At 52.3% G+C, this 24908-nt stretch carries 18 protein-coding genes and 2 pseudogenes; 8 read left to right on the forward strand and 12 right to left on the reverse strand.

Translation table 11 applies throughout. The features are described from left to right. Positions 1–232 (forward strand): annotated as a pseudogene (locus tag L1D47_RS14375) (IS4 family transposase); the annotation flags it as partial. 157 nt (positions 233–389) lie between these two features. Here the strand turns inward: L1D47_RS14375 and L1D47_RS14380 are convergent. Next, positions 390–983 (reverse strand): arylesterase, encoded by a 594-nt coding sequence (locus L1D47_RS14380; protein ID WP_239885768.1) that lies wholly within the window; start codon positions 981–983, stop codon positions 390–392. A 34-nt stretch (positions 984–1017) separates the two neighbouring features. On the opposite strand from L1D47_RS14380, the gene L1D47_RS14385 reads away from it, so the two are divergent. Both L1D47_RS14385 and L1D47_RS14390 read left to right on the forward strand, forming a co-directional pair. Further along, a complete protein-coding gene (locus tag L1D47_RS14385; protein ID WP_239885769.1) occupies positions 1018–1770 on the forward strand; it encodes an ABC transporter ATP-binding protein in 753 nt (250 codons plus the stop codon). Continuing rightward, the gene (locus tag L1D47_RS14390) at positions 1770–4220 is read left to right on the forward strand and encodes an FtsX-like permease family protein (RefSeq protein ID WP_239885770.1); all 2451 of its coding nucleotides are present in this window, start codon (positions 1770–1772) and stop codon (positions 4218–4220) included. Before L1D47_RS14385 ends, L1D47_RS14390 begins: the two co-directional genes overlap by 1 nt. Before the next feature lie 385 nt (positions 4221–4605). Here the strand turns inward: L1D47_RS14390 and L1D47_RS14395 are convergent, their stop codons facing one another. Beyond that, positions 4606–5529, reverse strand: coding sequence for a TIGR01777 family oxidoreductase (locus L1D47_RS14395; RefSeq protein ID WP_239885771.1), 924 nt, complete (start codon positions 5527–5529; stop codon positions 4606–4608). Between the two features lie 97 nt (positions 5530–5626). Beyond that, complete coding sequence (folX, locus tag L1D47_RS14400) at positions 5627–5992, reverse strand: dihydroneopterin triphosphate 2'-epimerase (protein WP_011866196.1); 366 nt, start codon at positions 5990–5992, stop codon at positions 5627–5629. Positions 5993–6067: 75 nt separating this feature from the next. Here folX and L1D47_RS14405 point away from each other — a divergent pair, with 75 nt between their 5' ends. Beyond that, the gene (locus L1D47_RS14405) at positions 6068–7192 is read left to right on the forward strand and encodes an AI-2E family transporter (protein WP_239885772.1); all 1125 of its coding nucleotides are present in this window, start codon (positions 6068–6070) and stop codon (positions 7190–7192) included. 43 nt (positions 7193–7235) lie between these two features. After that, complete coding sequence (locus tag L1D47_RS14410; RefSeq protein ID WP_239885773.1) at positions 7236–8153, forward strand: class I SAM-dependent methyltransferase; 918 nt, start codon at positions 7236–7238, stop codon at positions 8151–8153. A 38-nt stretch (positions 8154–8191) separates the two neighbouring features. Here L1D47_RS14410 and L1D47_RS14415 read toward each other — a convergent pair whose 3' ends face one another. The 4 genes from L1D47_RS14415 to ackA form a co-directional block, all read right to left on the reverse strand. Next, on the reverse strand, positions 8192–8416 hold the full coding sequence (locus tag L1D47_RS14415) for a hypothetical protein (protein WP_160795988.1): 225 nt from the start codon (positions 8414–8416) through the stop codon (positions 8192–8194). Positions 8417–9129: 713 nt separating this feature from the next. Continuing rightward, the gene (locus tag L1D47_RS14420; protein ID WP_239885774.1) at positions 9130–9561 is read right to left on the reverse strand and encodes a hypothetical protein; all 432 of its coding nucleotides are present in this window, start codon (positions 9559–9561) and stop codon (positions 9130–9132) included. A gap of 335 nt (positions 9562–9896) precedes the next feature. Beyond that, complete coding sequence (pta, locus tag L1D47_RS14425) at positions 9897–12035, reverse strand: phosphate acetyltransferase (RefSeq protein WP_239885775.1); 2139 nt, start codon at positions 12033–12035, stop codon at positions 9897–9899. A 96-nt stretch (positions 12036–12131) separates the two neighbouring features. Further along, positions 12132–13328, reverse strand: a complete 1197-nt coding sequence (ackA, locus tag L1D47_RS14430) for an acetate kinase (RefSeq protein ID WP_239885776.1) — start codon at positions 13326–13328, stop codon at positions 12132–12134. Between the two features lie 194 nt (positions 13329–13522). Here ackA and yfbV point away from each other — a divergent pair, with 194 nt between their 5' ends. After that, complete coding sequence (gene yfbV / locus L1D47_RS14435) at positions 13523–13966, forward strand: terminus macrodomain insulation protein YfbV (RefSeq protein ID WP_041509481.1); 444 nt, start codon at positions 13523–13525, stop codon at positions 13964–13966. Here the strand turns inward: yfbV and pflA are convergent, their stop codons facing one another. From pflA to L1D47_RS14450, 3 genes are all read right to left on the reverse strand, one after another. Then, positions 13967–14707 carry a pyruvate formate lyase 1-activating protein gene (pflA, locus tag L1D47_RS14440; RefSeq protein WP_041509482.1) on the reverse strand — a complete coding sequence of 247 codons (741 nt, stop codon included), beginning with the start codon at positions 14705–14707 and terminating at the stop codon, positions 13967–13969. 103 nt (positions 14708–14810) lie between these two features. Then, positions 14811–17093, reverse strand: a complete 2283-nt coding sequence (pflB, locus tag L1D47_RS14445) for a formate C-acetyltransferase (RefSeq protein WP_239885777.1) — start codon at positions 17091–17093, stop codon at positions 14811–14813. Between the two features lie 563 nt (positions 17094–17656). Further along, positions 17657–19189, reverse strand: coding sequence for a DUF3360 family protein (locus L1D47_RS14450; RefSeq protein WP_239885778.1), 1533 nt, complete (start codon positions 19187–19189; stop codon positions 17657–17659). A 972-nt stretch (positions 19190–20161) separates the two neighbouring features. Here L1D47_RS14450 and focA point away from each other — a divergent pair. Further along, a complete protein-coding gene (focA, locus tag L1D47_RS14455; protein WP_239885779.1) occupies positions 20162–21685 on the forward strand; it encodes a formate transporter FocA in 1524 nt (507 codons plus the stop codon). A 136-nt stretch (positions 21686–21821) separates the two neighbouring features. Here focA and L1D47_RS14460 read toward each other — a convergent pair whose 3' ends face one another. Continuing rightward, the gene (locus L1D47_RS14460) at positions 21822–22736 is read right to left on the reverse strand and encodes a LysR substrate-binding domain-containing protein (protein ID WP_041509486.1); all 915 of its coding nucleotides are present in this window, start codon (positions 22734–22736) and stop codon (positions 21822–21824) included. A 394-nt stretch (positions 22737–23130) separates the two neighbouring features. Between L1D47_RS14460 and yfcC the strand changes: the two genes are divergently transcribed. Next, complete coding sequence (gene yfcC, locus L1D47_RS14465; RefSeq protein WP_239885780.1) at positions 23131–24660, forward strand: putative basic amino acid antiporter YfcC; 1530 nt, start codon at positions 23131–23133, stop codon at positions 24658–24660. A gap of 146 nt (positions 24661–24806) precedes the next feature. On the opposite strand, the pseudogene L1D47_RS14470 reads toward yfcC, so the two are convergent. Continuing rightward, positions 24807–24908: pseudogene (locus tag L1D47_RS14470) on the reverse strand (IS5/IS1182 family transposase); the annotation flags it as partial.

Consider the following 24908-nt stretch of genomic DNA (forward strand, 5'->3'; position numbering starts at 1 on the left):
GGTGCAATTGGCATTTTGGTGGGTGGGACTCTTTGGTGAAGCGAAGCAATTGCAACGACATTTCCAGGCCAATACGGTGAAGAAACGTAATGTGTTATCGATAGTGCGGATGGGAAAAGAGCTGATGCGACGACGAGACAGATACCCAATGTCAGCCGATGACCTACTCCATGCTGCCAGGAAGCTGGCTGAGTTATCACTCATTTACGGCTGCTGGGGGTATGAATTATGAGGGGATCCTACAGGGTAAGATGTTCAAGTCTTTGTGCTAGTCCTTGTATAAATCCTGGTATAAGACCTTGTATAAATCCTGGTATAAGACTTTTTATAAGGTCTTGGATAAGACTTTTCTATAAGACTTTGTATAGGTTCTTGCCCCCTAAGTGATCCTATTCACTGGCGTGCTGCGTATCGATAAGCCAGGGGCGAATAAAGCTGACAATCTGCGGCTGCGCCTGCTCGTTGGGGTGTATGCCGTCGGCCTGCATCAGCTCGGGATGAATGGCTATTTCCGTCATAAAGAAGGGCACTAAGGTCACGCCATGCTCGGCCGCGAGTTCCTGGTAGACCTGGGTAAACTGCTTGGCGTAACGCGGGCCATAGTTAGGCGGCACCATCACCTCGCTGAGCAACACTTCGGCGCCGGATGCCTTAGCGAGCTGGATCATTTTTGTAAGATTATTTTTCAACTGCTTAGGTGAGAATCCACGCAGACCGTCATTGCCACCCAGCTCGATAAAAACCCGCTTGGCCTTAGTCGAGTCAAGCAGGGCGGGGAGTCGACGCAGGCCGCCGGCCGAGGTTTCGCCACTCACCGAGCCATTGATGATGGTGAGCTCAGGGGATTGCTGCTGCAAAAGATGCACCCAGCCCTTGTCTTGTTCCATGCCGTAGCTTGCGCTTAGGCTATCACCTAAGATCAATATCGGGTTAGCATGGGCCTGGGGGATCAAAAACAAAGCGAGCAGGCAAGTAGCCCGCACAAACCGGCTTAAGCGACGAAGCGAGAAGGAATTTATGTTAGAAAATAGTGCTATCAAGGTCAGTGATCTCTATAAATCGGTAACAACCCAAGAGGGAGAGCTTACTATCCTCAATGGCATCAATCTGGATGTCAAGTCGGGGGAGAGTGTGGCCATTCTTGGTCCTTCGGGATCGGGGAAGTCGACCCTGCTCGGCCTGTTGGCGGCGCTCGATTCGCCAACTAAGGGGGACATCACCCTGGATGGCGTGACACTTAATGGGCTGGATGAGGAAGGCAAGGCGGCGCTTCGCAAACAGAAAGTCAGCTTCATCTTTCAGTCTTTCATGTTGGTCGACACTCTCAATGCCTTGGAGAATGTGATGTTGCCGGCTGAGTTGTCGGGCATCACCAATGCCAAGCAGAAGGCGCAGCAGATGCTGGAGCGTGTGGGACTAAGCCACAGACTCAACCATTTCCCCAATCAGCTGTCAGGCGGCGAGCAGCAACGCGTCGCCATTGCCAGGGCCTTTATCTGTGAGCCTAAGGTGCTGTTTGCCGATGAGCCGACGGGTAACCTGGATGGCGCCAACAGCGACCGGGTTGCCGACATGTTGTTTGAACTCAACCGAGAGAGCGACACCACTTTGGTGTTGGTGACCCATGATCTGCAACTGGCCAATCGCTGTCAGCGCCGGTTGAACATGCAGGCGGGGCAGTTGAGTGAGGTGCCTAAGGATACCGAGAATGAAAGTATGCGCACTGCTGAGCAAGATGTCGTCCGTTCGAGTGCGGCGGAGGCGAGTTAATGGAGTCTCGCATCGCATGGAAGTTATTTAAGCGAGAGTTGCTGCTGGGCCAGCTGCTACTCATTATCTTGGCGATCACCCTGGCGGTATTGTCGGTTACCGGACTGGCGCGGGTGAGCGAGCGCTTGCAACTGGCGATTAACGGCCAGGCATCCAAGTTTATCGCCGCCGATCGCATCATCAACTCCCCCGTTCCCCTAGATGAATCTATCCTGACTCAGGCCGACGCCCTAGGACTTAAGCACGTGGCCAGCATGCAGTTTAATTCCATGGCCTATGCAGGTGATGCCTTTCAGCTGGTCACCGTCAGGGCGGTGGGCGAGGCCTATCCACTAAAAGGGGTGATAGAGCTGAGCGATGGTCCGACTCAGCAACTCCCGCAATCGGATACCATCTGGTATGAGACCCGTCTGGGCGGGATATTGGGCTACCCGAAACAGCTTGAGCTTGGTAACGCCAACTTCAGCCTGAGCGCCGAGATAGCCAGATTACCCGATGCGGGCTTCAACCCCTTTGCGTCATCGCCCGTGGTGCTAATGCGCCTCGAGGATGTCCCTAAGACGGGGGTGATACAGCCAGGCAGCCGGGTCAGTTATATTTATCAGTTTGCGGGCGACAGTGGCCAGCTAAAGGCCTTCGAGGCCGCGGTCAAGCCGCTGCTGAACAACAGTCAGCACTGGGTAGACGTGCAGTCGGGAGACTCGCCCATCGCCGGCGCGGTCAAACGGGCAGAGCGTTTCTTGCTGCTCGCCAGCCTTTTAGGTATCGCGCTCGCCTGCGCCGCCATCGGCATTGCGGCGCAGCGTTACTGTCAGCGCCATTTCGACGTGGTCGCCATGCTGAAAACTTTCGGCGCATCCAGTCGTCAGATCCGCATTCTCTTTGGCCTGCACCTGTTGTTCGTCACCCTTGCCGGTATCGTGCTGGGGCTTATCGGCGGTTACCTGCTCGATGCCATGATAAGCGCCTACCTGCCGGCATCGATATCGGCATACTCGCCGCCTGTGTTTAGGCCCATCGTCTTGGGAATCGCCACCGGCCTCATTTCGGCCTTCATGTTCTCGGCTTATCCGCTGATGAGGCTGCTGGCCATTCCGCCCCTTAGGGTGCTGCAGCGTCAGCTCGAGGGGATTCAGCTGGGCATGTGGTTACATCTCTTACTCAGCATATTGGCGATGGCGCTGCTGGGGTATCTCTATTCCCAGAGCCTGGTGCTTACCCTGACTGTGGTCGCCGGCGTTCTGCTGCTCGGCGTCTTGCTGAGCCTGTTTGGCTTTTTGTTGATCCGCGCAGGACATGGCGTGGGGATGAAGACCACCAACCCTATGCAGCTGGCCTTGGCGGGGTTGAGACGCCGAGCCCGGCAGAACGCGGTGCAACTGGTGGGCTTTAGTAGCGCCTTGGTGTTACTGCTCACTATCATAGCGCTACGCCAGGACCTGCTCGATGAGTGGCACAAACAGCTGCCGGAGGAGTCGCCCAACTACTTCTTGGTGAATATTGCGCCCGAGGAGCAGGCGCCGCTGGAAGCCTATTTCAGTGACAACAGAGTTAAGGCGACCGATATCTATCCTGTGATCCGCGGCCGTCTCGTGGCGATCAATGGCGAGAGCCTGATCTCTGCCGAGCAAGCCGAGGCTGGGGCCCAAGGTCGGGTCGGTATTTCTCGTGAGCTCAACCTCACCTGGCGCACCTCTGTTCCTCCCAATAATGAGCTGGTGGCCGGGCATTTCAACCAAAAGGCAGATGAAGTCTCGGTCGAGTCTGGGGTGGCCGAGCGTCTCGGCATAGGCTTGGGGGATGAGCTCAGTTATGTGATCGACAATCAGCCGCTAAGGGTGAAAGTTGCCAGCATTCGCACCGTTCACTGGGAGACGATGCAGCCGAACTTCTTCATGATCTTCCATCCCGACGCTTTAGCCCCATTTGCCTACACCTCAATGGCAAGCTTCTATCTGGATGATAGCAAGCGCCCATTGGTTATTGAGTTGATCAAACGTTTTCCGACCATCTCCATCATAGATGTTGGCGCCATGGTGAAGCAGCTCAGGCAAATCATCGACCAGGTCTCCTTGTCGCTGACCTTGGTGTTGGTCTTGGTGCTGCTGGCCAGCAGTTTGGTGATGATAGCTCAGACTGAGGCGGGTATGGCGACCCGACAACGTGAGCTGGCGGTGCTGCGAACCTTTGGCGCCTCGGGTTGGTTGCTGCGTATGGCGACCGCGCTGGAGTTTGCCCTGCTTGGCCTGATAGCAGGCTTACTGGCGGCCATAGTGGCCGAGTTCACCATCTATCTGCTAAAGACCCAGGTGTTTGAGCTGGTGGTTTATATGCATTGGGATTGGTGGCTGTTGGCGCCACTTTCCGGTGCCGTCATCGTCGCCCTGCTGGGGACCTGGCGCTGTCGTCAGCTATTGCAGAAATCCTGCCGACAACTCTTGCAAGGCTAGGGCCTGTTGACTTTTTGATAACAATTTTTGTTCTAATTGAGCACTTTCAAATCGCGGCATGAGGCTTGAAGTATAGTTATTCTATATAAAAGCCGAGTAACAAAGCGTTGAACGTGCACAAGACGAACCCTGTGGGCAGCGTCTGTATCATTTTTCTACTGGGTTATCGCTCATTGATGTAGCACACTAGATTACAATCGCTCTGCCTTGTATAAAAGCGATACAGAATGCTGCAAAAATGAACGCAAAAGATAAACAGGCCTAGTGAGAATAAGTGATAGGTGAGCGGCGCGAGTGCGTTATCGCTGGCGCCGCAGCTCCTTGGTTTTAGGTTATAGCTCGTTTCTAGGTTATAACTCGTTTCTAGGTTTTAGCGTCTGGCGATTTATGGGTCGCCAAATAGACTCGCCAGTGCTTCATTTAGGTGGGTATAGCGAAAGCTAAAGCCTACCTGGGTCAAACGCTCAGGATAGACGTATTGGCCTTCGAGTAATAGTTGAGACATCTCCCCAAGGGACAGGCTTAACACGGGGGCGGGCATAGGCAGCAGGGTTGGACGACTCAGGGCCGTGCCCAAGGCATTGGTAAATTCGCGATTGCTGACCGGGTTAGGGGCGGTGGCATTATAGATCCCTTGGCACTGCTCGTTATTTAACAAGAATAGGATGATGGCGATCAGATCCTCTTTGTGGATCCAGCTCATTCCCTGTTTACCCGAGCCGACCACACCACCTGCGCCCAGCTTGAAGGGTAACAACATCTTCTTCAGCGCGCCGCCGTTTAAGCCAAGTACCAGGCCGATGCGTATGATGCAGACGCGGGTTATCTCCTGGCATTGTAGGGCAAGTTCCTCCCACTTGGCGCAGATGCTATGGGGAAACTTTTCCTCTTCGCCTGTGTCTTTGAAGTGGGCCAGATCGAAGCTCTCGTCTAAGTGCTCCTGTTTGTCATGATTGCCATAGATGCCAATGGCCGAGCCGCTGATGAAGACTTTGGGCGGTGTCTTGCTGGCCTCGAAGAGTTTGGCTAGACGAGCGGTAATATCCCAGCGGCTGTCACAGATCTTCTGCTTAACGTCCAGGCTCCAACGCTTGTCGGCAATGGGCTCACCCGCTAAGTTGATGACAGCATCGAAGCCGTCGAGGTTGGTCAGGGCGCCAAGGTTGCCCAGCAACTTATGCTGATTGCCAACGATCAGGTGGGCCTTGCCAGCCGAACGGGTGAGCAAGGTGAGTCGATGTTCCTCTTCTAAGGCCTTGACTAAGGCCTTGCCGATGAATCCGGTACCGCCCGTGATCAAAATCCGCATGCCGACTCCATTTTTTAGGGGATATCAAAAATATACACCATAGCGCGCGATTAGGATCACTTTTAGGCGGCAGTCGCGATGGGAATGTGATGAGGGCTTAGCCCTTTTGGTAGCAGAGCTGCATCGAGACAGAGTCGGCAAATCTCAGGGCGTGTGGTTTGTCTATCTCCACAGATGCAAAATCGACCCATTCGTGATCGCTGGCAATGCTTAACACCTGATCTGTGAGGTGTTCGAGCAACGAGAAGCGATTGTTTTCAACTAAAGCAATAATTTTTTTCGTTATCGTGCGATAATTCAGGGCATCTTGCATATTATCGCTGTTGCGGGCCTTAGCGGCGCAATAATGGATTTCTGCGTTGATGGTGACGTCCTGCTTGTTGTTGATCTCATCTTCCTTTATGCCGATGTAGGTGCGAAGACGTAGGTTTTTAATTCGAATGATGGCAATTTCTGGTTTCATGAGCGTAATTTTTCTTGTGTAAGATTTAAGTTAAGCCTATCAATATTATGGGTAATTCAGAAGGACTTTATTTAGATGACTCGATTCGATAATCAGGGGGTTGCGTTTAAAGGCTTTGCCATCATGGCGTTTATTGTCGTGATCCTGGCAGGGATCAAAGCCGCCAGCCCTATCGTGGTTCCCTTTGTGTTGTCGGCCTTTATTGCGGTGATCTGCAATCCGGCAATCAACGGCATGACGCGGCTCAAGTTGCCTCGGGCTCTGGCGGTGGCCATTATGATGGTCTTTATCGTGTTAATGGGGCTCTGGTTGGCTTCTTTGGTGGGCAGCTCGATTAACGAATTTTCCCGTCAACTGCCTGTCTATCGCGATCAATTGGTGGAGCAGTTTGCCTGGATATTGACTAAGTTGCAGGCGTTCAATATCGAGTTATCCAAAGAGCAGATATTGGCCTATTTTGACCCAGGGATCGCCCTGTCGATGACCACTAACATGTTGTCCAGCGTCGGCGGCGTGATGGCCAATCTCTTCCTCATCATACTGACAGTGGTGTTTATGTTGTTCGAGGCCCAGGACCTACCTAAGAAGCTGCATTTTGCCCTAGACGACCCGGACATGCGAATTAAGCAGATAGACAAGTTCCTGCTGTCGGTGAACCAATACATGGTGATCAAGACGCTCGTGAGCCTGGGGACGGGTGTGGTGGTGGGAACGGTCCTGGCGATTATAGGTGTAGACTATGCCTTGCTCTGGGCCGTGGTGGCCTTCCTGTTTAACTATATCCCTAACATAGGGTCTATCATCGCCGCGATTCCGCCTGTGCTGTTGGCCTTTATTCAACTCGGCCCTGCGGGGGCGGGCGGCACGGCGCTCCTCTATCTGGCGACCAATACCGTGATGGGTAACATAGTCGAGCCTAAATATATGGGACGTGGCCTGGGGTTATCGACCTTGGTGGTGTTCCTCTCTTTGATCTTCTGGGGCTGGCTGCTGGGCTCAGTGGGTATGCTGCTTTCGGTTCCGCTGACCATGATCGTCAAGATAGCGCTAGAGTCGAGTCAAAGTGGCAGCTGGCTGGCCATCTTGCTGTCCGATCGCGTCGATGAGACCTTGATTAGTGCAGAGGCCAAGAATGACGCCGAGGCTTCAGCCGGTGCCGATGCCGTTATCGATAGAGCCTCTGATGCCGAGAAGCAGTAATTTATTATTCATACAAGTTTAAGTAATAGGTAAATAGCGTTAAATGGAGTCATTTAAACAAGCACTGCAACAAGTGCAATTTTCTGAGGAAGCCGAGCGGCTGTTTCATGGCCGTGGTGGTCGCTATGCGGGGGCCGAGCATCTGTGTCTCGACTGGTTTCCGCCTGTCCTGCTGCTCACCAGCTTTAAAGAGATAGATGAGGCGGCGCTTGAGGAGCTAACCCAGGCGATTCAGGCACGCTGGCGTGCAGAGAAAGGGCAGCAGGCCTTCAACCTGGTGTTTCAGCACAGGTGCGCAGGGCAGACCCAGACCCATCTGCTATATGGCGAGGTGCCCGAGCCTCATATCGTCAGCGAAAACGGCGCGCGTTTTCAGGTGCATCTGCTGCGCGGGCAAAATCATGGCTTGTTTCTCGATATGCGTGCCGGGCGTGCCTGGGTGAAAGCCCATGCGGCCCAAGCTAATGTACTTAATCTGTTTGCCTATACCTGTGGCTTCTCTGTGATGGCGCTGCAGGGCGGTGCCGATCAGGTGGTCAATATCGACATGAGCAAGGGGGCATTAGCCATAGGCAAGCAGAACCACCTGCTTAATGAGCTGCCCCATGGCGACCGCTTTCTGGGACACGATATCTTTAAGTCCTGGGGCAAGCTAACCAAGATGGGGCCTTATGATCTCATCATCGCCGATCCGCCGAGTAATCAGCGGGGCAGTTTTGTGGCCACTAAAGATTATGCTCGCCTGCTGCGCCGACTGCCTCAGTTGTTGGCCCCAAATGGCGAGGTCTTGCTGTGTCTTAATGCGCCCGAGCTGGGGATAGATTTTCTTAAACAGCAGGTGGCAGAGCAGAGCCCGACGCTTGAGTTTGTCGAGCAGCTGGCTAATCCTGAGGTGTTCTTGGATAGCGATCCCGATAAGGCATTAAAGGTGTTGCGCTACCGCCAGCGGGAGCGGGCATAGCGCAACTGGGCTCTTGGCATGGCCATGAGCCGCTTAAATCAGTAGCGATAGAGTTCTTGAATCAAGGACTGACCGTGTGACTCAATGACCTGGGCTATCTGTTGGTGGTCCAGGTTTTTTAATGCCGAAATCTCGTTAAACAATTTTTCTTGTACGTCGAAGGGCATGGACATGGAGTCCATGAACATGTGGATAGATAAGGTGTCTCCCTGCGTAAACAGGTCGGCTAACCTTTGAGCCTCAAATTCGATCAGCGTGTTCATTGCATTACCTCATTCCTGCCTGCGCAAACCATTCGCTATTAATTAATTGATAGCAGTTCTCATTTGAGTCATTAGATCGTTTTATTGTAAAGAAAATGTTTTTTAGTTTTCGCAGCATTAAAAAAAATGAAAGACTTTCACCTTGGCCCTTGAATATTGACACTTTTAGGCTTTTTTTTGCTAAATGTGGCCACAATACTGAAAGTTTTCTGTAAGTCGTGGTTTTTTAGTGTTAGACTAGCGTCCATGAGTTAGCAGATAGTTGCAGCTTATACCCAAGGCAAAATGCACCAATAAAAAAGCAGGCCTGTACCCTACACAAAAATCTGGAGTCGTTATGGAAGCCCGTGAATACGAGAACGCCTATTACCAAGTGCAAGATGAAGTAATTGAGTCATTACCCGTTGAGATGGATGACGAAGCGTTTTTGGATTAAGGAAATATCCAAACTGAATTTTCACCTTCGCGTTGAGTCTGACTGAACGCGTTAAAGTTGAGAGTCTTCAGACAAAAAGAGCAGCCCTAGGGCTGCTCTTTTTTGTGGTTGTTTTTGTGGTTGTTTTATTGATTGGTATGCCGCGTAATGAGTGATGTATTGGCTATGTGCCTTTAAACGTCAGCCCTGTTCTCGGCAAACTTATTTGAGACAAGCTTCTCTGACGCAAGGTCCTCTGAAACAAGCTCCTCTGACACTAGGCCCTTTAAGACTAGCCTTAGTTTAGGTTGCCTTTCTCTGGCAGGATTTCGACTATCACCCAACGTTTCTTTATCTTGTGCAGGCGTATGGTGCGATCGTCTATCCAGGGTTGTCCGCCCTTGAGCCCCTTCATCTTAACGATCACGGTGACATCCTTGGTAAATTTACGGAAGAAGTCGATATCTATCTCTTCGATCTCCAGGGTGACGTCGCGTATGGAGAGGTTTAACACATGGCGCTGCACCGAGGCGGCAATATAGTAATGCGACAATACCTTTTGCATCGGCTCATCGACAAACTGCTTGGCTTTCTCGACATCTCTGTCGACATAGATGGCTCTAAAGAATCCTAATGAGACCTGTTCTGGTGTCATGACGCCCGAGACGGTTTCCGAGTCCGGGCTGCAGGCTGATATGAGCAAAATGAAGATAAAGAGTAATTTTTTCATAGGGTTTAATCGATTGGCTTTGGTCTAGTATCGCGATTCTCTAATGCCTTGGCAAGCGGCGCACGTCAGTCGAAAGTACTTGACTCTTTAGGGCTGGGGTGGCATATCTGAATGAACAAATTGTTACGGTTATCCACAGAATCTGTGGACAAGTATGTTGAAGAGTCGATGCATAACTCTTAAGTGACTGAACTTAATTGGTAAATTAGTGTGGTCATTTTTTGACGCATTGTGCATCTATGAATATTTTTTAATCTTGCCAGACCGTTTAAGCATAAAAAAAGCCTGTCTCATGACAGGCTTTTTCGTGCTTTTGGCGTATTGCTCGGTGTAGCTTAGTTTTGTGAGGCCTGGATCGCTGTCAGCGCTATGGTGTAGACGATGTCGTCTACCAGGGCACCACGAGACAGATCGTTAACCGGCTTGCGCATACCTTGCAGCATAGGGCCGATACTGATGAGATCCGCACTACGCTGAACCGCCTTATAGGTGGTGTTACCCGTGTTAAGGTCTGGGAAGACGAACACGGTTGCCTGGCCAGCCACAGGGCTGTTAGGTGCCTTAGATTGAGCGACATTTGGCATCACGGCGGCGTCATATTGCAGTGGGCCATCGATCACCAACTCAGGACGTTTCTCTTTGGCGATACGGGTCGCTTCGCGCACCTTATCAACGTCAGAGCCTGTGCCTGAGCTACCGGTTGAGTAGCTGATCATGGCAACCTTAGGCTCGATGCCGAAGGCCGCGGCACTGTCGGCCGACTGAATGGCGATATCAGCAAGCTGCTCGGCATTTGGATCTGGGTTAATGGCGCAATCACCATAAACCAGTACCTGATCCGGCATCAGCATGAAGAAGATTGAGGATACCAGGCTAGAACCAGGTGCCGTCTTGATCAGCTGCAGCGGTGGACGTATGGTGTTGGCCGTGGTGTTTACCGCGCCCGAGACGATACCGTCGACTTCACCTTGCGCCAGCATCATGGTACCTAGCACCATGTTGTCTTCCAGCTGCTCACGGGCAACCACTTCTGTCATGCCTTTATGGCGACGCAGTTCAACCATAGGGGCCACATAGCGTTCGCGAGCGGCTTCAGGTTCGACAATTTCAACGCCTTCGCCTAGGGTCACGCCCTGTTGGCCGGCGATACGCAGGATCTCTTCACGGTTACCAATCAGCACACAGCGGGCGATGCCTCGCTCGGCGCAGATGGCGGCCGCTTCGATGGTTCTTGGTTCGTCACCCTCAGGCAGTACCACAGTCTTTTGCGCGGCGCGGGCCAACTCGGTGAGCTTGTAACGGAACGCCGGTGGCGAAAGTCTGTGCTCACGTGGTGAGTTCATGGTGATGCTTTCTACCCAGCTCTGGTCGATATGGCTGGCAACATATTCCTGCACCTCTTCGATACGTACGGCATCGTCCACCGGTACTTCATGGTCGAAGCGCTGGATGTTGAGCGAGGTCTGCCAGGTGTTGGTGTCGATCAAGAAGACGGGGAGACCTGTCTCGAAGGCTTGTTCACACAGCGCCATGATCTCTGGCTCAGGCTCATAGCTACCGGTTAGCAGCAGTGCACCCACCTTGACGCCATTCATTGCCGCCAGACAGGCCGAGACGATCACATCTGAGCGGTCGCCCGAGGTCACCAGCAGCGAGTCTGTTTTGATGTGAGTAACCATGTTGGGAATACTGCGGGCGCAGAAGGTGACCTTGCGCAGACGACGGGTATTCATCTCACCGGCATTGATGATGCGGGCACTCAAGTGCTTGGCTAAGTCTGAGGCACGTGGTGCCACCAGGTTCAGGTTGTATGGCACACTACCTAAGATGCGTAGCTTGCTCTTACCGGGAAGCTGGAACATGCTGGCAGCGTCTGGACGCTGCACATCCTGGTGGTCGAACACCTCTGACAGGTCTGGACGAGCACGGCCTTCATCGTCAACCGGCGCACCAATCTTGTTGATGATGGCGCCGATGAGACGTTTGTTCTTGCTGCCACCCCAAGCGTTGTGGGCGATCTCGAGACGGTTCATCAGGGCGGTAGGCGTTTCGTTACCTGGCGCCGCGACGAAGATGATATCGGCGTCCAGCGCCTTGGCGATCTCATAGTTGATGTCGTCTGAGAAGGGGTGGTTGCGGGTCTGCACCAGACCTTCGACGATCAGGGTTTCGCTTGGATCGGCGCACTCGGTGGCGCGGGCGATGATCTGCTCCATCAAGACATCGATCTGATCGGTGCGGATCAAGTGCTCGGCGTGTGCCATGTCGAAGGGTTCGAGCGGGTTAACCGTCGGGGATTTGCTAAGAATGGTGGTCGAACGCTCTGGGCCCTTATCGGTTGGGCGCTGCTGGGCGATAGGCTTGAAGAATCTCACCTTTACCCCGTGGCGCTCCAGCGCACGTACCATACCTAGACTGATAGAAGTCAGGCCGACGCCGGTACCATTGGGGATGAGCATAATATTGCGAGACATAGTTACCTCTTATGCCCCGGCCAGTCTATCGGCCGGGTCTTGTCTAAATTCGTTGCGGCGCAAAGCGCCGCGATAGCATTTACTGCTTCGATAACATTACTTTAGCAGTGAAACGGCGTCTTCGGCGATCACCCACTCTTCGTTTGTTGGGATCACCATGGCTACCGGGCCATTGTCTGTTGTGATCTGGCCTTGGTTGCCAAAGCGCGCAGCCTTGTTACGTTCTGCATCGACCTCAAAGTTGAAGATGGCGAGTAGGTTAAGCACTTTCTCACGGATAAGGTCTGAGTTTTCACCGATACCGCCGGTGAATACCAAGGCGTCCAGTCGACCGAGTGGTACTGTGTAAGAGGCGATATACTTAGCCAGACGGTAGCAGAAGATCTCAAGCGCTAGCGTCGCGCCCTTATGGCCTTCAGCGTAACCTTCTTCGATACCGCGACAATCGTTGGTCAGCTCAGAGATACCCAGCAGACCGCTCTGCTTGTTCATCAGGTTATTGACTTCATCGGCGGTGTAGCACAGCTGGTGGATCAGGTGATATACGATAGATGGGTCCATATCACCGCAGCGGGTGCCCATGACTAGGCCTTCGAGCGGTGTAAGTCCCATGGAGGTATCGACACTCTTACCGCCTTTAACTGCGGTGACAGACGCGCCATTACCTAAGTGGGCGCAAATGACGTTGGTGTCAGCCACATCTTTACCAAGTGCCTTGGCGGCTTCGCGGCTTACGAAAAGGTGGCTGGTGCCATGTGCACCATAGCGACGGATGCCGTGCTCGCGATAGAGTTTGTAGGGCAGGGCATACACAAAAGCGTGCTCTGGCATGGTCTGGTGGAAGGCTGTGTCAAACACGGCAACCTGCGGCAGGTTAGGGAAAGACGCCTGGGCGGCGCGAATACCGATAAGGTGAGCAGGGTTATGTAACGGTGCGAAAGTCGCACTGTCTTCAATGCCCTGAATGACGGTTTCATCGATGATCACAGAGCGAGTATATTTCTCACCGCCGTGCACGATACGGTGACCGATTGCCTGGATCTGGGTGGCTACTTCAGGATATTGGCCCAGAATCTCTTTAACGATAAACTCAACCGCTTCGCGGTGGGCGGTAAAGGCTCCAAGCTTAGATTCGAATTTGTTGCCATCGACTTTCCACTTGATGCGTGAATCTTCCAGACCAAAGCACTCTGCTAGACCTGAGATCTGGTCGTCACCCGTAAGCGCGTCGATAATGGCGAACTTCAGTGATGAGCTGCCGCAGTTTAGTACCAAAACCAGTTTGTTAGACATGTTTAAAACCTTTTGCAAAGTGAGTGAATGACTGGCATTCACCAAGATTAAATGACCTCAAGCCTAGGGCCGATGTCGCTTTAAATTCTCGTTCCTGAGATTAAGAGCCTGTCTCTACCAAGGCGATGTCGCTTGGGGCTGGCGCTCGCCTTGTGCTATGGTAAAGACAGTCTCTTAAGTGTTAGGTGTCATCATTGACTGTTCAAGTGTTAAAAACCTTAGGGGTCGGTCGTCGCTATATGAAGACCTGGCCGATGGTTCGACAACTTAGCTTTTATTTTCCAGAGTATCGCGTGATCCGTGCGACCGCTCTGGCGATTCGTTTGATGCCGCCGCTGGCTCTGTTGGCCGGCGGCAGTCAACTCTATCTGTATGGCTGGGCCTGGTTACCTCAGGCTATCACCATTGCCTTATTCTTTATCAGCTTGCCTATTCAGGGTTTGCTCTGGCTTGGCTGGCGCGCCAAGCATCCTCTGCCACTTTCTCTGCTGGACTGGGGCAACAATCTGTCTGCCAAGCTCCAGGGGATGGGGGTGGCCTGTAACCCCTTGGGTGCCAATGCCTGTTATCTCGATATGGCGGTCATCTTAAAAATGGCCTTCGAACGTCTCGATAAGCATTATTGGGAAGCACTCTAGTTAGTAGACGGCGTTGATGCCGGCTTCCACAAACACCTGTTTAATCTGTTCCATGGTTTCGCGCGAGGGGGGGGAGATATCCTTGAGGGTATACTCTTCGCCCATGGCTTCCCATTTGTGTTTACCCAGCTCGTGGTAGGGCAGCAGCTCTACCTTCTCCACGTTGGTCATAGGTTTAATAAATTCTGCCAGCCCCTTTGCCGATTCAACATCGTCGGTATAGCCGCCCACGACCACATAGCGTATCCACACTTTTTGTTGGCGTTTTTGTAGATATTGGGCAAATTGCAGGGTGCGATGATTGCTGACATGGGTTAAGGCAATGTGTTGGTCATCATCGATATGTTTGATATCGAGCAGAACCAGGTCGGTGTTATCGAGGAGTTCATCGATAACTGGGGTGTATTTACGGACGAAGCCGTTAGTGTCTAGGCAGGTGTGTATGCCTTGCTGTTTGCAGGCCTTGAACAGGGCCGCGACAAATTCGGCTTGCAGTATGGCCTCGCCGCCACTGGCGGTGACGCCTCCGCCGCTGGACTCGAGAAAAGGCCGATAGCTGATGATCTGTTCCATCAACTCGTCGACCTCGATTTCACGTCCACCGTGAAGATCCCAGGTATCACGATTGTGGCAGTATTGGCAGCGCATCAAACAGCCTTGCATAAAGGTGATAAACCGAATGCCGGGACCGTCAACTGTGCCAAAGGATTCCAGTGAGTGAATCCGCCCTTTTACTGTCATTGTGACTCCGAAAACTTCAATTAAAGTAGGCTGTGCTAAATTAGTGCACAGCCTAGCTTATATTCACCAAAAATCTAGCGTTTGACCGCTCGATTGACGGAAATTACATCCCTTTGGTGAAAGTACGTGTAATGACGTCCTGTTGTTGCTCTGGTGTCAGTGCGTTGAAGCGCACGGCGTAGCCAGAAACACGGATGGTCAGCTGTGGATACTTGTCAGGGTTAACCACGGCATCTTCCAGCATTTCGCGGTTCATCACGTTCACGTTAAGGTGCTGACCACCTTCACGAGTCTCGTTATGAGCGAAGTAACCGTCCATCAGTGCAGCAAGGTTAGCGCGGCGACCGTCTTCATCTTTACCCAGTGCGTTTGGCACGATAGAGAAGGTATAAGAGATACCATCTTGTGCGTGAGCAAACGGCAGCTTGGCAACCGAGGTCAGTGACGCGATAGCGCCTTTCTCGTCGCGGCCATGCATTGGGTTCGCACCCGGTGCAAATGGTGCGCCGGCAGGGCGACCGTCTGGCGTAGTCCCCGTCTTCTTACCATAAACCACGTTTGAGGTGATGGTGAGGATTGACTGAGTCGGGATCGCGTTACGGTACATCTTCTTGTGACGGATCTTAGCCATGAAGCGTTCAACCAGCTCGGTAGCCAGGTCATCGACGCGTGCATCGTTGTTACCAAACTTAGGATATTCACCTTCGATGTCGAAATCGACGGCAATGCCGTTTTCGTCACGAATTGGCTTCACCTTGGCAAACTTGATGGCTGACAGTGAATCGGCTGCAATCGATAGGCCAGCGATACCACAGGCCATGGTGCGACGTACGTCTCTGTCGTGTAGCGCCATCAGGGCCGCTTCGTAAGAGTATTTGTCGTGCATGAAGTGGATGGCGTTGAGTGCAGACACATATTGGGTGGCTAGCCAGTCCATCATGGTGTCCAGACGACCCATTACATCGTCAAAATCCAGTACTTCATCAGTGATTGGCTCAAACTTAGGACCGATCTGTGTCTTCAGTTTCTCATCCACGCCGCCGTTGATGGCATAAAGCATGGTCTTAGCCAGGTTGGCGCGTGCGCCGAAGAACTGCATGTGCTTACCCACAACCATAGGGCTCACACAACAAGCGATGGCATAGTCGTCAGACTCGAAATCGGGACGCATCAGGTCATCGTTTTCGTACTGGATAGAGCTGGTGTCGATAGAGACCTTAGCGCAGTACTTCTTGAAGTTCAGCGGTAGCTTCTCTGACCAAAGCACAGTGATGTTTGGCTCAGGGCTTGGACCCATGTTGTACAGGGTGTGTAGGAAGCGGAAGCTAGACTTAGTGACCAATGTACGGCCGTCAAGACCCATACCCGCGATAGATTCGGTGGCCCAGATTGGGTCGCCAGAGAATAGCTCATCGTATTCTGGAGTACGTAGGAAGCGCACCATACGTAGCTTCATCACGAAGTGGTCAACCATCTCCTGGGCTTGCTGCTCGGTCAGCACGCCATTTTTGATGTCGCGCTCGATGTACACATCTAGGAAGCTAGAGGTACGGCCCAGAGACATGGCGGCGCCGTTTTGGCTCTTCACTGCTGCTAGGTAGCCGAAGTAAGTCCACTGAATTGCTTCTTTCGCGTTAGTCGCAGGACCAGAGATATCACAGCCGTAGCTGGCAGCCATCTGCTTCATCTGACCAAGGGCTTTGTGCTGCTCGGCGATCTCTTCACGTAGTTGCATGGTGGCAGAAAGATCTTCGCCTGCTTCAAACTGTGCTTGCAGTGAGCTGAACTGGGCAAATTTTTCCTGCATCAGGTAGTCGATACCGTACAGGGCGATACGACGGTAGTCACCAATGATACGACCACGGCCGTACGCATCTGGCAGACCAGTCAATACGCCAGACTTACGGCAGCGCATGATCTCTGGGGTGTAGATATCGAACACGCCCTGGTTGTGTGTCTTGCGCAGCTCAGAGTAGACATACTTGATGTTTGGATCGAGTTCACGACCATAGGCAGCGCATGAACCTTCGACCATACGGATACCGCCATTGGGTAACATGGCACGCTTAAGTGGCGCGTCTGTTTGCAGACCGACAATGGTTTCAAGATCTTGGTCGATGTAACCTGCTTCATGAGAGGTAATGGTAGAGACTTTGTCGGTATCGAAATCAACCGGCGCGTGAGTGCGGTTTTCTTGCTTGATACCTTCCATCACTTTGTCCCAAAGCGCGCTGGTCGCTTCGGTGGCGCCGGCTAGGAAAGATTCGTCTCCTTCATAGGGCGTGTAGTTCTTTTGAATAAAGTCGCGTACATTTACTTCAGACTTCCAATCACCAGGAGTAAAACCTTCCCACGCTTTGGTGAACAGCTCAGTTTTTTCGGTCATCGTACTAATACCTTCTGTTTGAGATAAAGGTTATTGGTTATCGAGTGGCTGTCACTTAAGACGTTGCGATACACCAATAGCTATTCTTCGCAGCTCCCTTCAATGTATTACCCGGATGATGGGAACTGATTATCGAACCGGTAAACCGTGTCGATTTAAATCTGTTTTACGCGATATCCGAACTCGTTTGACACTTACTGTCTAAGCCGATTCGGTTACCGTTAAATTGGTAAGACCAATTAACCACATGAATAGTACCATATCTGCCTAGGTGCTGCATCTGAATCGGTCTGCTTTTGCCCGAGTTAATGCCAAAATTGCTATCGGGTTATCATTTTTGGCGCAAAATTTCGTTTGCATCTCACCTGAGAGTCGGTTATTTGCGCGAGCAAACGCTCACCTTTATCGGGTGTTACCTGCATCTAAGGAAAATGCTGATTCCCTGGGGTTATGAATGCCATGCCCATAGGGCATATTGATGCCGGTTATCAGCAAGTTTGATGTAAGTATAGGGGAGATAAAAAAGAAGAGGGCCTAAGCCCTCTTCGTTGTCGTTTGCGCGATTAAAGTAGCGCTGGGATCCCCTGAATCATACCCACTGCCAGCATGGCGGCGAGACAGATCACAAAGGCTAGCCCCGGAATGATGAGCCTGTCGGCCAGACTTAGGCTGGCGGCACGTTCTTTGTCGCCAATCAGACCATTGTTGTCTAGCAACATGGTCAGCGCCCAGGCCAGTACAGGGTTAGCAACGAAAGAGGCGAAGATACAGATACCCGCCGCCTGGCTGCTTTGGGTGTCTTTCACCATCTGCATGCCTGCCTCCAGGAGTGGTAGGAACACGCCAACCAGGAGAGCGATTGACATCACAGGACGCCATACGGTGACATCCATTGGGTAACCCAGTACCGCGACTATGATACACAGGCTACCTAGCAAAATGGCGCCAGCAGGAATAGGACGCTTAGCGATTGCCGCCGGGATCATATAGGTACCCCAAGACGAGGTGATGTTACCGCCACCCACTGCCGTACCGACGATTTGGCGCAGTGAACAGGTGGTCATGGTGTCATCCACGTCCATCAGCACTTTCTCTGTGCCTTTAGGGTAGTTCAGCTCCTGGAAGATACGGTGACCCAAGAAATCGGGTGACCACATGGCAACCGCCAGGATGGCAAAGGGGAGTGACGCGATAAAGTGCTCGAAGTTAGGTAAACCTAGCTGCCAGCCATGCTCGGTAGAGCCCCACCAGTAGACGGGGTTCAGGTTAGGGATGCCTGGAGCGGTAACAAACTGCAGATCTAATCCCGCGCCTAGGGCGAAGGCCAGCGCAATCGCGGCGATAGAACAAAGTGGGATCGCCAGCCAACGTTTACCTACCTTGGCCAAATAAGCGTAGATCACCACATTCACTAATAAGATGAAGAAGGCCACATAGCCAAGGCTATAGTCCAGGGCATGCTTGGCTTGCAGGCCGCCGGCCCAGTCGAATAGGGAGGTGATCTGACTCTTGGCGCCCATGAAGCCGAGGAACACTAAGAGTCCCCCTGCGACGCCGCTGGAGGTGAGGTTTACTAACCTGGAGCCCCCCTTAAAGTAACTGAGCAGCAGACCAAAGATACCCAGGAGGATCGCCAGTGCTAATGGGTGGGCACCGGCCAAGGCGATGGTGCCGATAAGCGGGATCATGGGGCCGTGGTTGCCGCCAAGGTTGGCGCGAGGGTTGATAAATCCAGAACTGATGATACAGAAGAGCAGGGCGGGGATGAGCATTTCGACGCGAACCACCTGAATGGCGAATTCGGCGCCCAGGTTGATGTGATCCCAGCGCTCGCTCAGGCCCGATGCCCAGGCGGCCATTACCGCCGAATACATCACCGTGATGCCGATAGTGCCTGCGATGGCGGGCACTAGGTCTTCCCACTCAAAGCGGAAATCGCGTCCCGGCAGGTTGAGGCCCCAACGTCTGGGCTTCATGATCTGTAATTCGTGGTCTAAATATTCTTCACGAGTGGCAAACTCGCTGGCAGGACGGTGAAGCGCCTTGTAAGTCAGCTCAGAGGCTTCCATCTCTTCTTTTTTGACTGTTTCTGACATAATTTCTCATTCTCCGAAAAGAACTTATTGACTCATCAATTCGATGAAGACTTAGAGGTAATCCTTGCAAGTCAGCGAGTGTCGTTTGTTGAAAGACCCCCAGGTGCCACTCGAGTAACTTGTCCGCCCCCAAGAATGGATAAAACACCCTAAACCCGGTGAGCAGTTGCATCCCTAACGCTGTTTAAAATTGGTCTGACCAATTTACCTCATAAATCTTAACATAGTGACTTTTGCCTGACATTAACTATCAATAAACTTGAAACTGGTGATTAGATGATTTGGGAGCTAGTTAACATCTTGTGTCGCCATTTCAGATCAATTTTTACATTAGGCATATATATTGCGTTTGGTTTTAGATCGCGCCTTCTGTCACTTTTGGGAGCCACTCCGCCAATTTTTTGCAAATAAGAGGCGCCTCTCACGCCTCACATTTTTAGCTGGGTCACGGCTCACAAAAGTGGCGCTTATTGTGCTCCGCACCTCACAAAGGGGCGCAAATGTCCGCCTTAGCCTTTTGCTATCTCGCCAGTTTGCCTTGGGAAAACATTGGCTAAGGATGTTAATCAACTTGCCTTATAGCTTAGGCAATAGGTGGTCAGTTGCCAGTTTGCTAGAGCAAACTACACACCTTCGCGCCTCAACACCGCATTCATAGGTTTTTATGGTATTAACAATTGGTTTTCGCGTAAGTTGCTGTATTAAAGCGGTTTTAAGGTGAATTATTATCGGCTTAACAAGCTCGTCACCTTGATATTTGGCTATCAAATTTACTGATTGTCTCATTCATTAATATCAAATTTTATTTCGCCTTTTTAGTGGCTAATCTCGGCATAAGAGAGCGAGGCAACAAGCTAACTCTTTGTAAAAACATTTGTTAATCAATAGCCGTCTCTAGGGAGATGGCACTTGCGGAGATGATGTTAATGAAATTTCACCCCTGTTTTACGCTTGGCTGGAGAAGGACACGTCATGACGATACCTAATCTAGTGCCACTTGCCGCCAGGCAGAGCCAGCCAACGCCTGTGGCCGAGACTAGCCTATGCCAGCGCGCCGCGGCTTACGGTCAGGAGAAGGTGACTAAGCAGGCGACGGCATCTATCGGCCAGGCGATGTTTGCCGGTGCCTTTATCGCACTCGCCTTCGTGTTTTATCTCACCGTCACCACAGGCGCATCGGGCGATTGGGGCATGGTGCGCCTGGTTGGCGGCCTGGCCTTTAGTCTGGGGCTGATGTTGGTGGTCATCTGCGGTGGCGAGCTCTTTACCAGTAGTGTGTTGAGTAGCGTTGCCTGGGCGCAGAAACGCGTGAGCACGCGGCAGCTGCTGGTCTGTTGGGGACGTGTTTATCTGGGGAACTTCTGCGGCGCCATGATCATGCTGGCATTGATCCTCAGTGCCAAGATGTATCTGTTGGACGGCGGGTTGTGGGGGCTTAATGCCCTGAAGGTCGCGCAACATAAGCTGCACCACTCCTGGGGCCAGGCCTTCGCCTTGGGCATCTTATGTAACATGCTGGTTTGCTTAGGGGTTTGGATGACCTTTGCCAGCAAGGAGGTGCTCACCAAGGCCATTTTATTGATGCTACCTGTGGCGATGTTTGTCAGCAGCGGCTTCGAGCACAGTATCGCCAACCTCTTTATGGTGCCACTGGGGATCGCCATTAAGCAGCTGGCCATCTGGGACTGGTATCAGATCCCTGGGTTTACCGCTCAGCAATTTAATGACCTGACTCTGCTTCATTTTTTGACCAATAACCTCATTCCTGTCACCGCGGGCAATATCGTCGGCGGCGGCATAGTGGTGGGCCTGGGTTACTGGTGGATAGATGCAGGTAAGGCTCGCGTCGTACCAGAAAAAGTGCCACTGAGGGCGGTACATCTGGAGCCAGTATTAAGCCGTGACCAGCAGGGCAAGGAACAGAATAGCTATAGCGATAATGCCGCCAATACCATTTCAATTTTATCTAGTAAAGTTTGCAGGGGAGAGACCCAAATGCCTAAATCGATTCAGAAACTCAATGTCAGCGCCTTGATGGAGCAGACACCTTTTACCCTAACCCCCGAGCTATCCGTGTACGAGGGACTCAAGCAGCTCAACGAGGCGCAGCTGCGCGGCGCGCCTGTGGTCGATGCTCAGCAACGCCTGCTGGGGTTTGTTTCTCAGCAAGACCTGCTGCGTAGTCTCTGGTCAGAAGAGTTTGTCCGTGGCATAGGCTACAAGGTGGCCGACCTGATGCAAACCCGAGTGCTGACGGTAACCCCTGATGATGCGGTGGCCGATCTGATCGAGGTAATGGTGGTGGATCGTGACAAGTTGTTTCCGGTGAGCGACATGGGCGTGCTGACCGGCAACACCTATGCCAGCTATGAGGAGCGGCTCCGTCACGCCAGCGCCAGCAAGCCGAGCTGCTTCCCTGTGGTCAGTGAAGGCAAGCTAGTGGGCGTGATCACCCGTGAGGCCATAGTGACCAAGGTGTGTGCTGTGTATGGCTAAGGCGTCGCAGATAAAACTCGGCACCGATATGATTTGACAGCCTGTGGGCCTTTATAAGCCGTGCCGATATCAATCGGCGAAAGTAGAAAGGGGCATTTGCCCCTTTTTTGCGGTTTGTACTGCCAGCTAAGCCAGCTTATCGGCTCGTCTTGGCGTGCTGACGATGCTTGCTGAGACGTCTGGCCTCGGTGATCACACAGTCTCGCAGCGGGTTTTCGCCCGAATCGCAGCGCCACACGAAAGAGAGGTGTCTCTGCATATTAAGTTGCGGCGTCGGCAGGATAACCAGTTCACCGGCGGCCACCTCTTTCTCCACATCCAGAAAAGGAAGGCTGCTGAGGTAGGGCCCATTCTTCACTAAGGCCTTGAGCAGCGAGACATGCTCATACTCTTTCCATACGTTGAGCTTTTCGATGACGCCATGAATGGCCCCTTCGAAGATGCGGCGAGTCCCCGCGCCTTGTTCGCGCAGCACCCATCTCGCCTGCTCTAACTGCGCCAGGCTGATGTTGGTCTGCTTGGCATAGGGATGATGAGGCGAGGCGACGACCACCAGATGGTCGTCTAACCATTGCTCCTGATACAGACGGCTGTCGTCGTTGCGCCCCTCTATGATGCCAAAGTCATATTCGTAGTTAAGTAGGCCCTCGACCACGTTCTCGGTATTTTCCACTGTGAGCTCGATCCTAAGTTCGGGAAAATCGGTATCGATTTTACTGATAAGCTCGGGGAGCAGATGCTCGGCGGCGGTCTGACTGGAGCATAAACGAAAACGACCGCTTATAAGGTGTTGTTCGTGAAGGCCTAATTCTATTTGTTGTGCATCTTGTAGCAGACGTCTCGCCCTTGGGCGTAACCAGTTTCCCCAGTGACTCAGGGTGAGGCGATTACCCTGTCTGATAAAGAGGGGGCGGCCGAGTAGATTTTCCAGCTGCCCAAGGGACATGCTAACTGCAGACTGTGTCATCGACAGTTTTCGCGCCGCCGCACTCACACTTTCCAGGCTGGCTACGGCATCGAACACCATGATTTGTTTTAGGGAGTACTTCATTGACCTTGTGGCGTCCTAACTGAATTAACCAATAAAGAAAACTATCAATAAAATTGATGCTTGCGTGATATTGATTGTATGAGCGCCTGAGGGCTTTCACAAGTAACGCGTTGATTTTATCTGAGTTACTCGACATGCCTCACTCTTTAAGCGTGTCTTGTGCGCACCATGACATTTCTTGGCTACACGTGAGCCCAATCGAGCAGCTGGCTTTGTTTGGGCGCTCCCAGTTTAGGCTCTTCGGGTTTAGGCCATTCCAGTTTAGGCGATCCGAGCCAGTTGCTCTGCGCTTGATTGTTTCAGTGCCCAACGGGTGATTCTTGTGCAGCAGAGGGGGAATTGGTTTATATTGGCGGGCAATAACTTAGACTCCAAGAATAACCATGGAAAAATAATGGCAAATCAAGCGCCTTCTTCGGCGGCAAACCCGCAAAATAAAATCCCTTTACCCGACACCTTAGTGATCATCTTCTTTGTGGCCTTGGCAGCCATGTTGTTGACCTATCTGGTGCCCGTAGGTTCCTTCGAGACCCAGGAGATCCATTATCTTGCCGATGGCGTTGAAAAAACGCGTAGTGTGGTCGACCCTAACTCCTTTCGTTACAGCCTGGATGAGGCCGGAGAGCAGCTTAAACAGCCAGTAGCCCTGTTTGAGGGCGGTGGGGGCATAGGCTTCTTCAATTTTGCCTTCGAAGGTTTAACCTCGGGATCTAAATGGGGGACCGCCATCGGGGTTATTATGTTTATGCTGGTGATCGGTGGCGCCTTCGGCATAGTGATGGAAACCGGCACCATAGATAACGGCATCATACGCTTGATCGACAAGACTCAGGGCAACGAGCGACTCTTCATTCCCGTGCTCTTTATTCTCTTCTCCCTCGGCGGCGCCGTGTTTGGTATGGGGGAGGAGGCGATCGCCTTTGCCATCATCATCTGCCCCTTAATGATACGCTTGGGCTTTGATGGCATCACCACTGTGATGGTGACCTATGTGGCGACTCAGGTGGGCTTTGCCAGTTCCTGGATGAACCCCTTTAGTGTGGCGATCGCTCAGGGGATTGCCGACATTCCTGTGCTCTCAGGCGCCGGTGTAAGGGGGCTCATGTGGGCAGGGTTCACCCTGATGGGGGTGATCTTTACCATGCGCTACGGCGCCAAGATCCAGGCGGATCCGCAAAGCTCACTTTGTTTTGAGTCGGATCGATATTTCCGTGAGCATCATAATTCGAGCGAGTTACAGAGCCGTTTTAATCTCGGTGACAGTCTGGTACTGCTCACTATCTTGCTGACGGTCGTTTGGGTTATCTGGGGGGTTGTTACTCAGGCCTGGTTTATTCCCGAGATCGCCAGTCAGTTCTTTGCCATGGGGATTGTCGTAGGGATAATTGCGGTGATCTTCAGGTTAAATGGCATGACGCTTAATCGCATGGCCAGTAGTTTTAAGCAGGGAGCGGGCACCATGTTGGAGCCGGCCTTGCTGGTCGGTTGTGCCTCGGGGATCTTGCTGCTCCTGGGGGGCGGTAAGCCCGATGAGCCAAGTGTATTAAATACCTTACTTAACGGCGCCGGCAGCCTGATTGGTCAGCTCCCCGCAGTTGCCTCGGCCTGGTTTATGTTGCTGTTTCAATCTGTGTTTAATTTCTTTGTCACCTCGGGGTCGGGTCAGGCGGCATTGACCATGCCCTTGATGGCACCTCTAGCCGACATCGTCGGGGTATCGCGTCAGGTGGCGGTGTTGGCCTTTCAGCTGGGGGATGGCTTTACCAATGTGCTGGTGCCGACATCGGCATCTCTGATGGCGACTTTAGGCGTATGCCGCGTCGATTGGGGCATTTGGGTCAAGTTTATCTGGCGGTTTATGTTGGCGCTGTTTTTGGTGTCGAGCCTTGTTGTGGTATCTGCCCATTACCTAGGTTTCACCTAAGGAAACTGCGAACAAGTCCTGCAATTTAGGTATCGAGCGAGGTTTTGAGCGGCCCGCCTGATTTTTGAACGCTAAGTGTTCAATTTTGGCCAACATACTGCCGTTTTACGCCGAATTTCGACCTAATTCCAGGCTGTTCCCGGATTTCAGACAGATCTTGGCTGTCGTCGTAACATCTGGTCTACTTTAAACAGGTTCGCCAAGGTGAATAGCATGGCTAACTGTGAGTCATTTTTCGTCAGCCCTTT

Origin of the sequence: Shewanella sp. Isolate7 (genome assembly GCF_022398425.1) — a bacterium.
Taxonomy (GTDB): domain Bacteria; phylum Pseudomonadota; class Gammaproteobacteria; order Enterobacterales; family Shewanellaceae; genus Shewanella.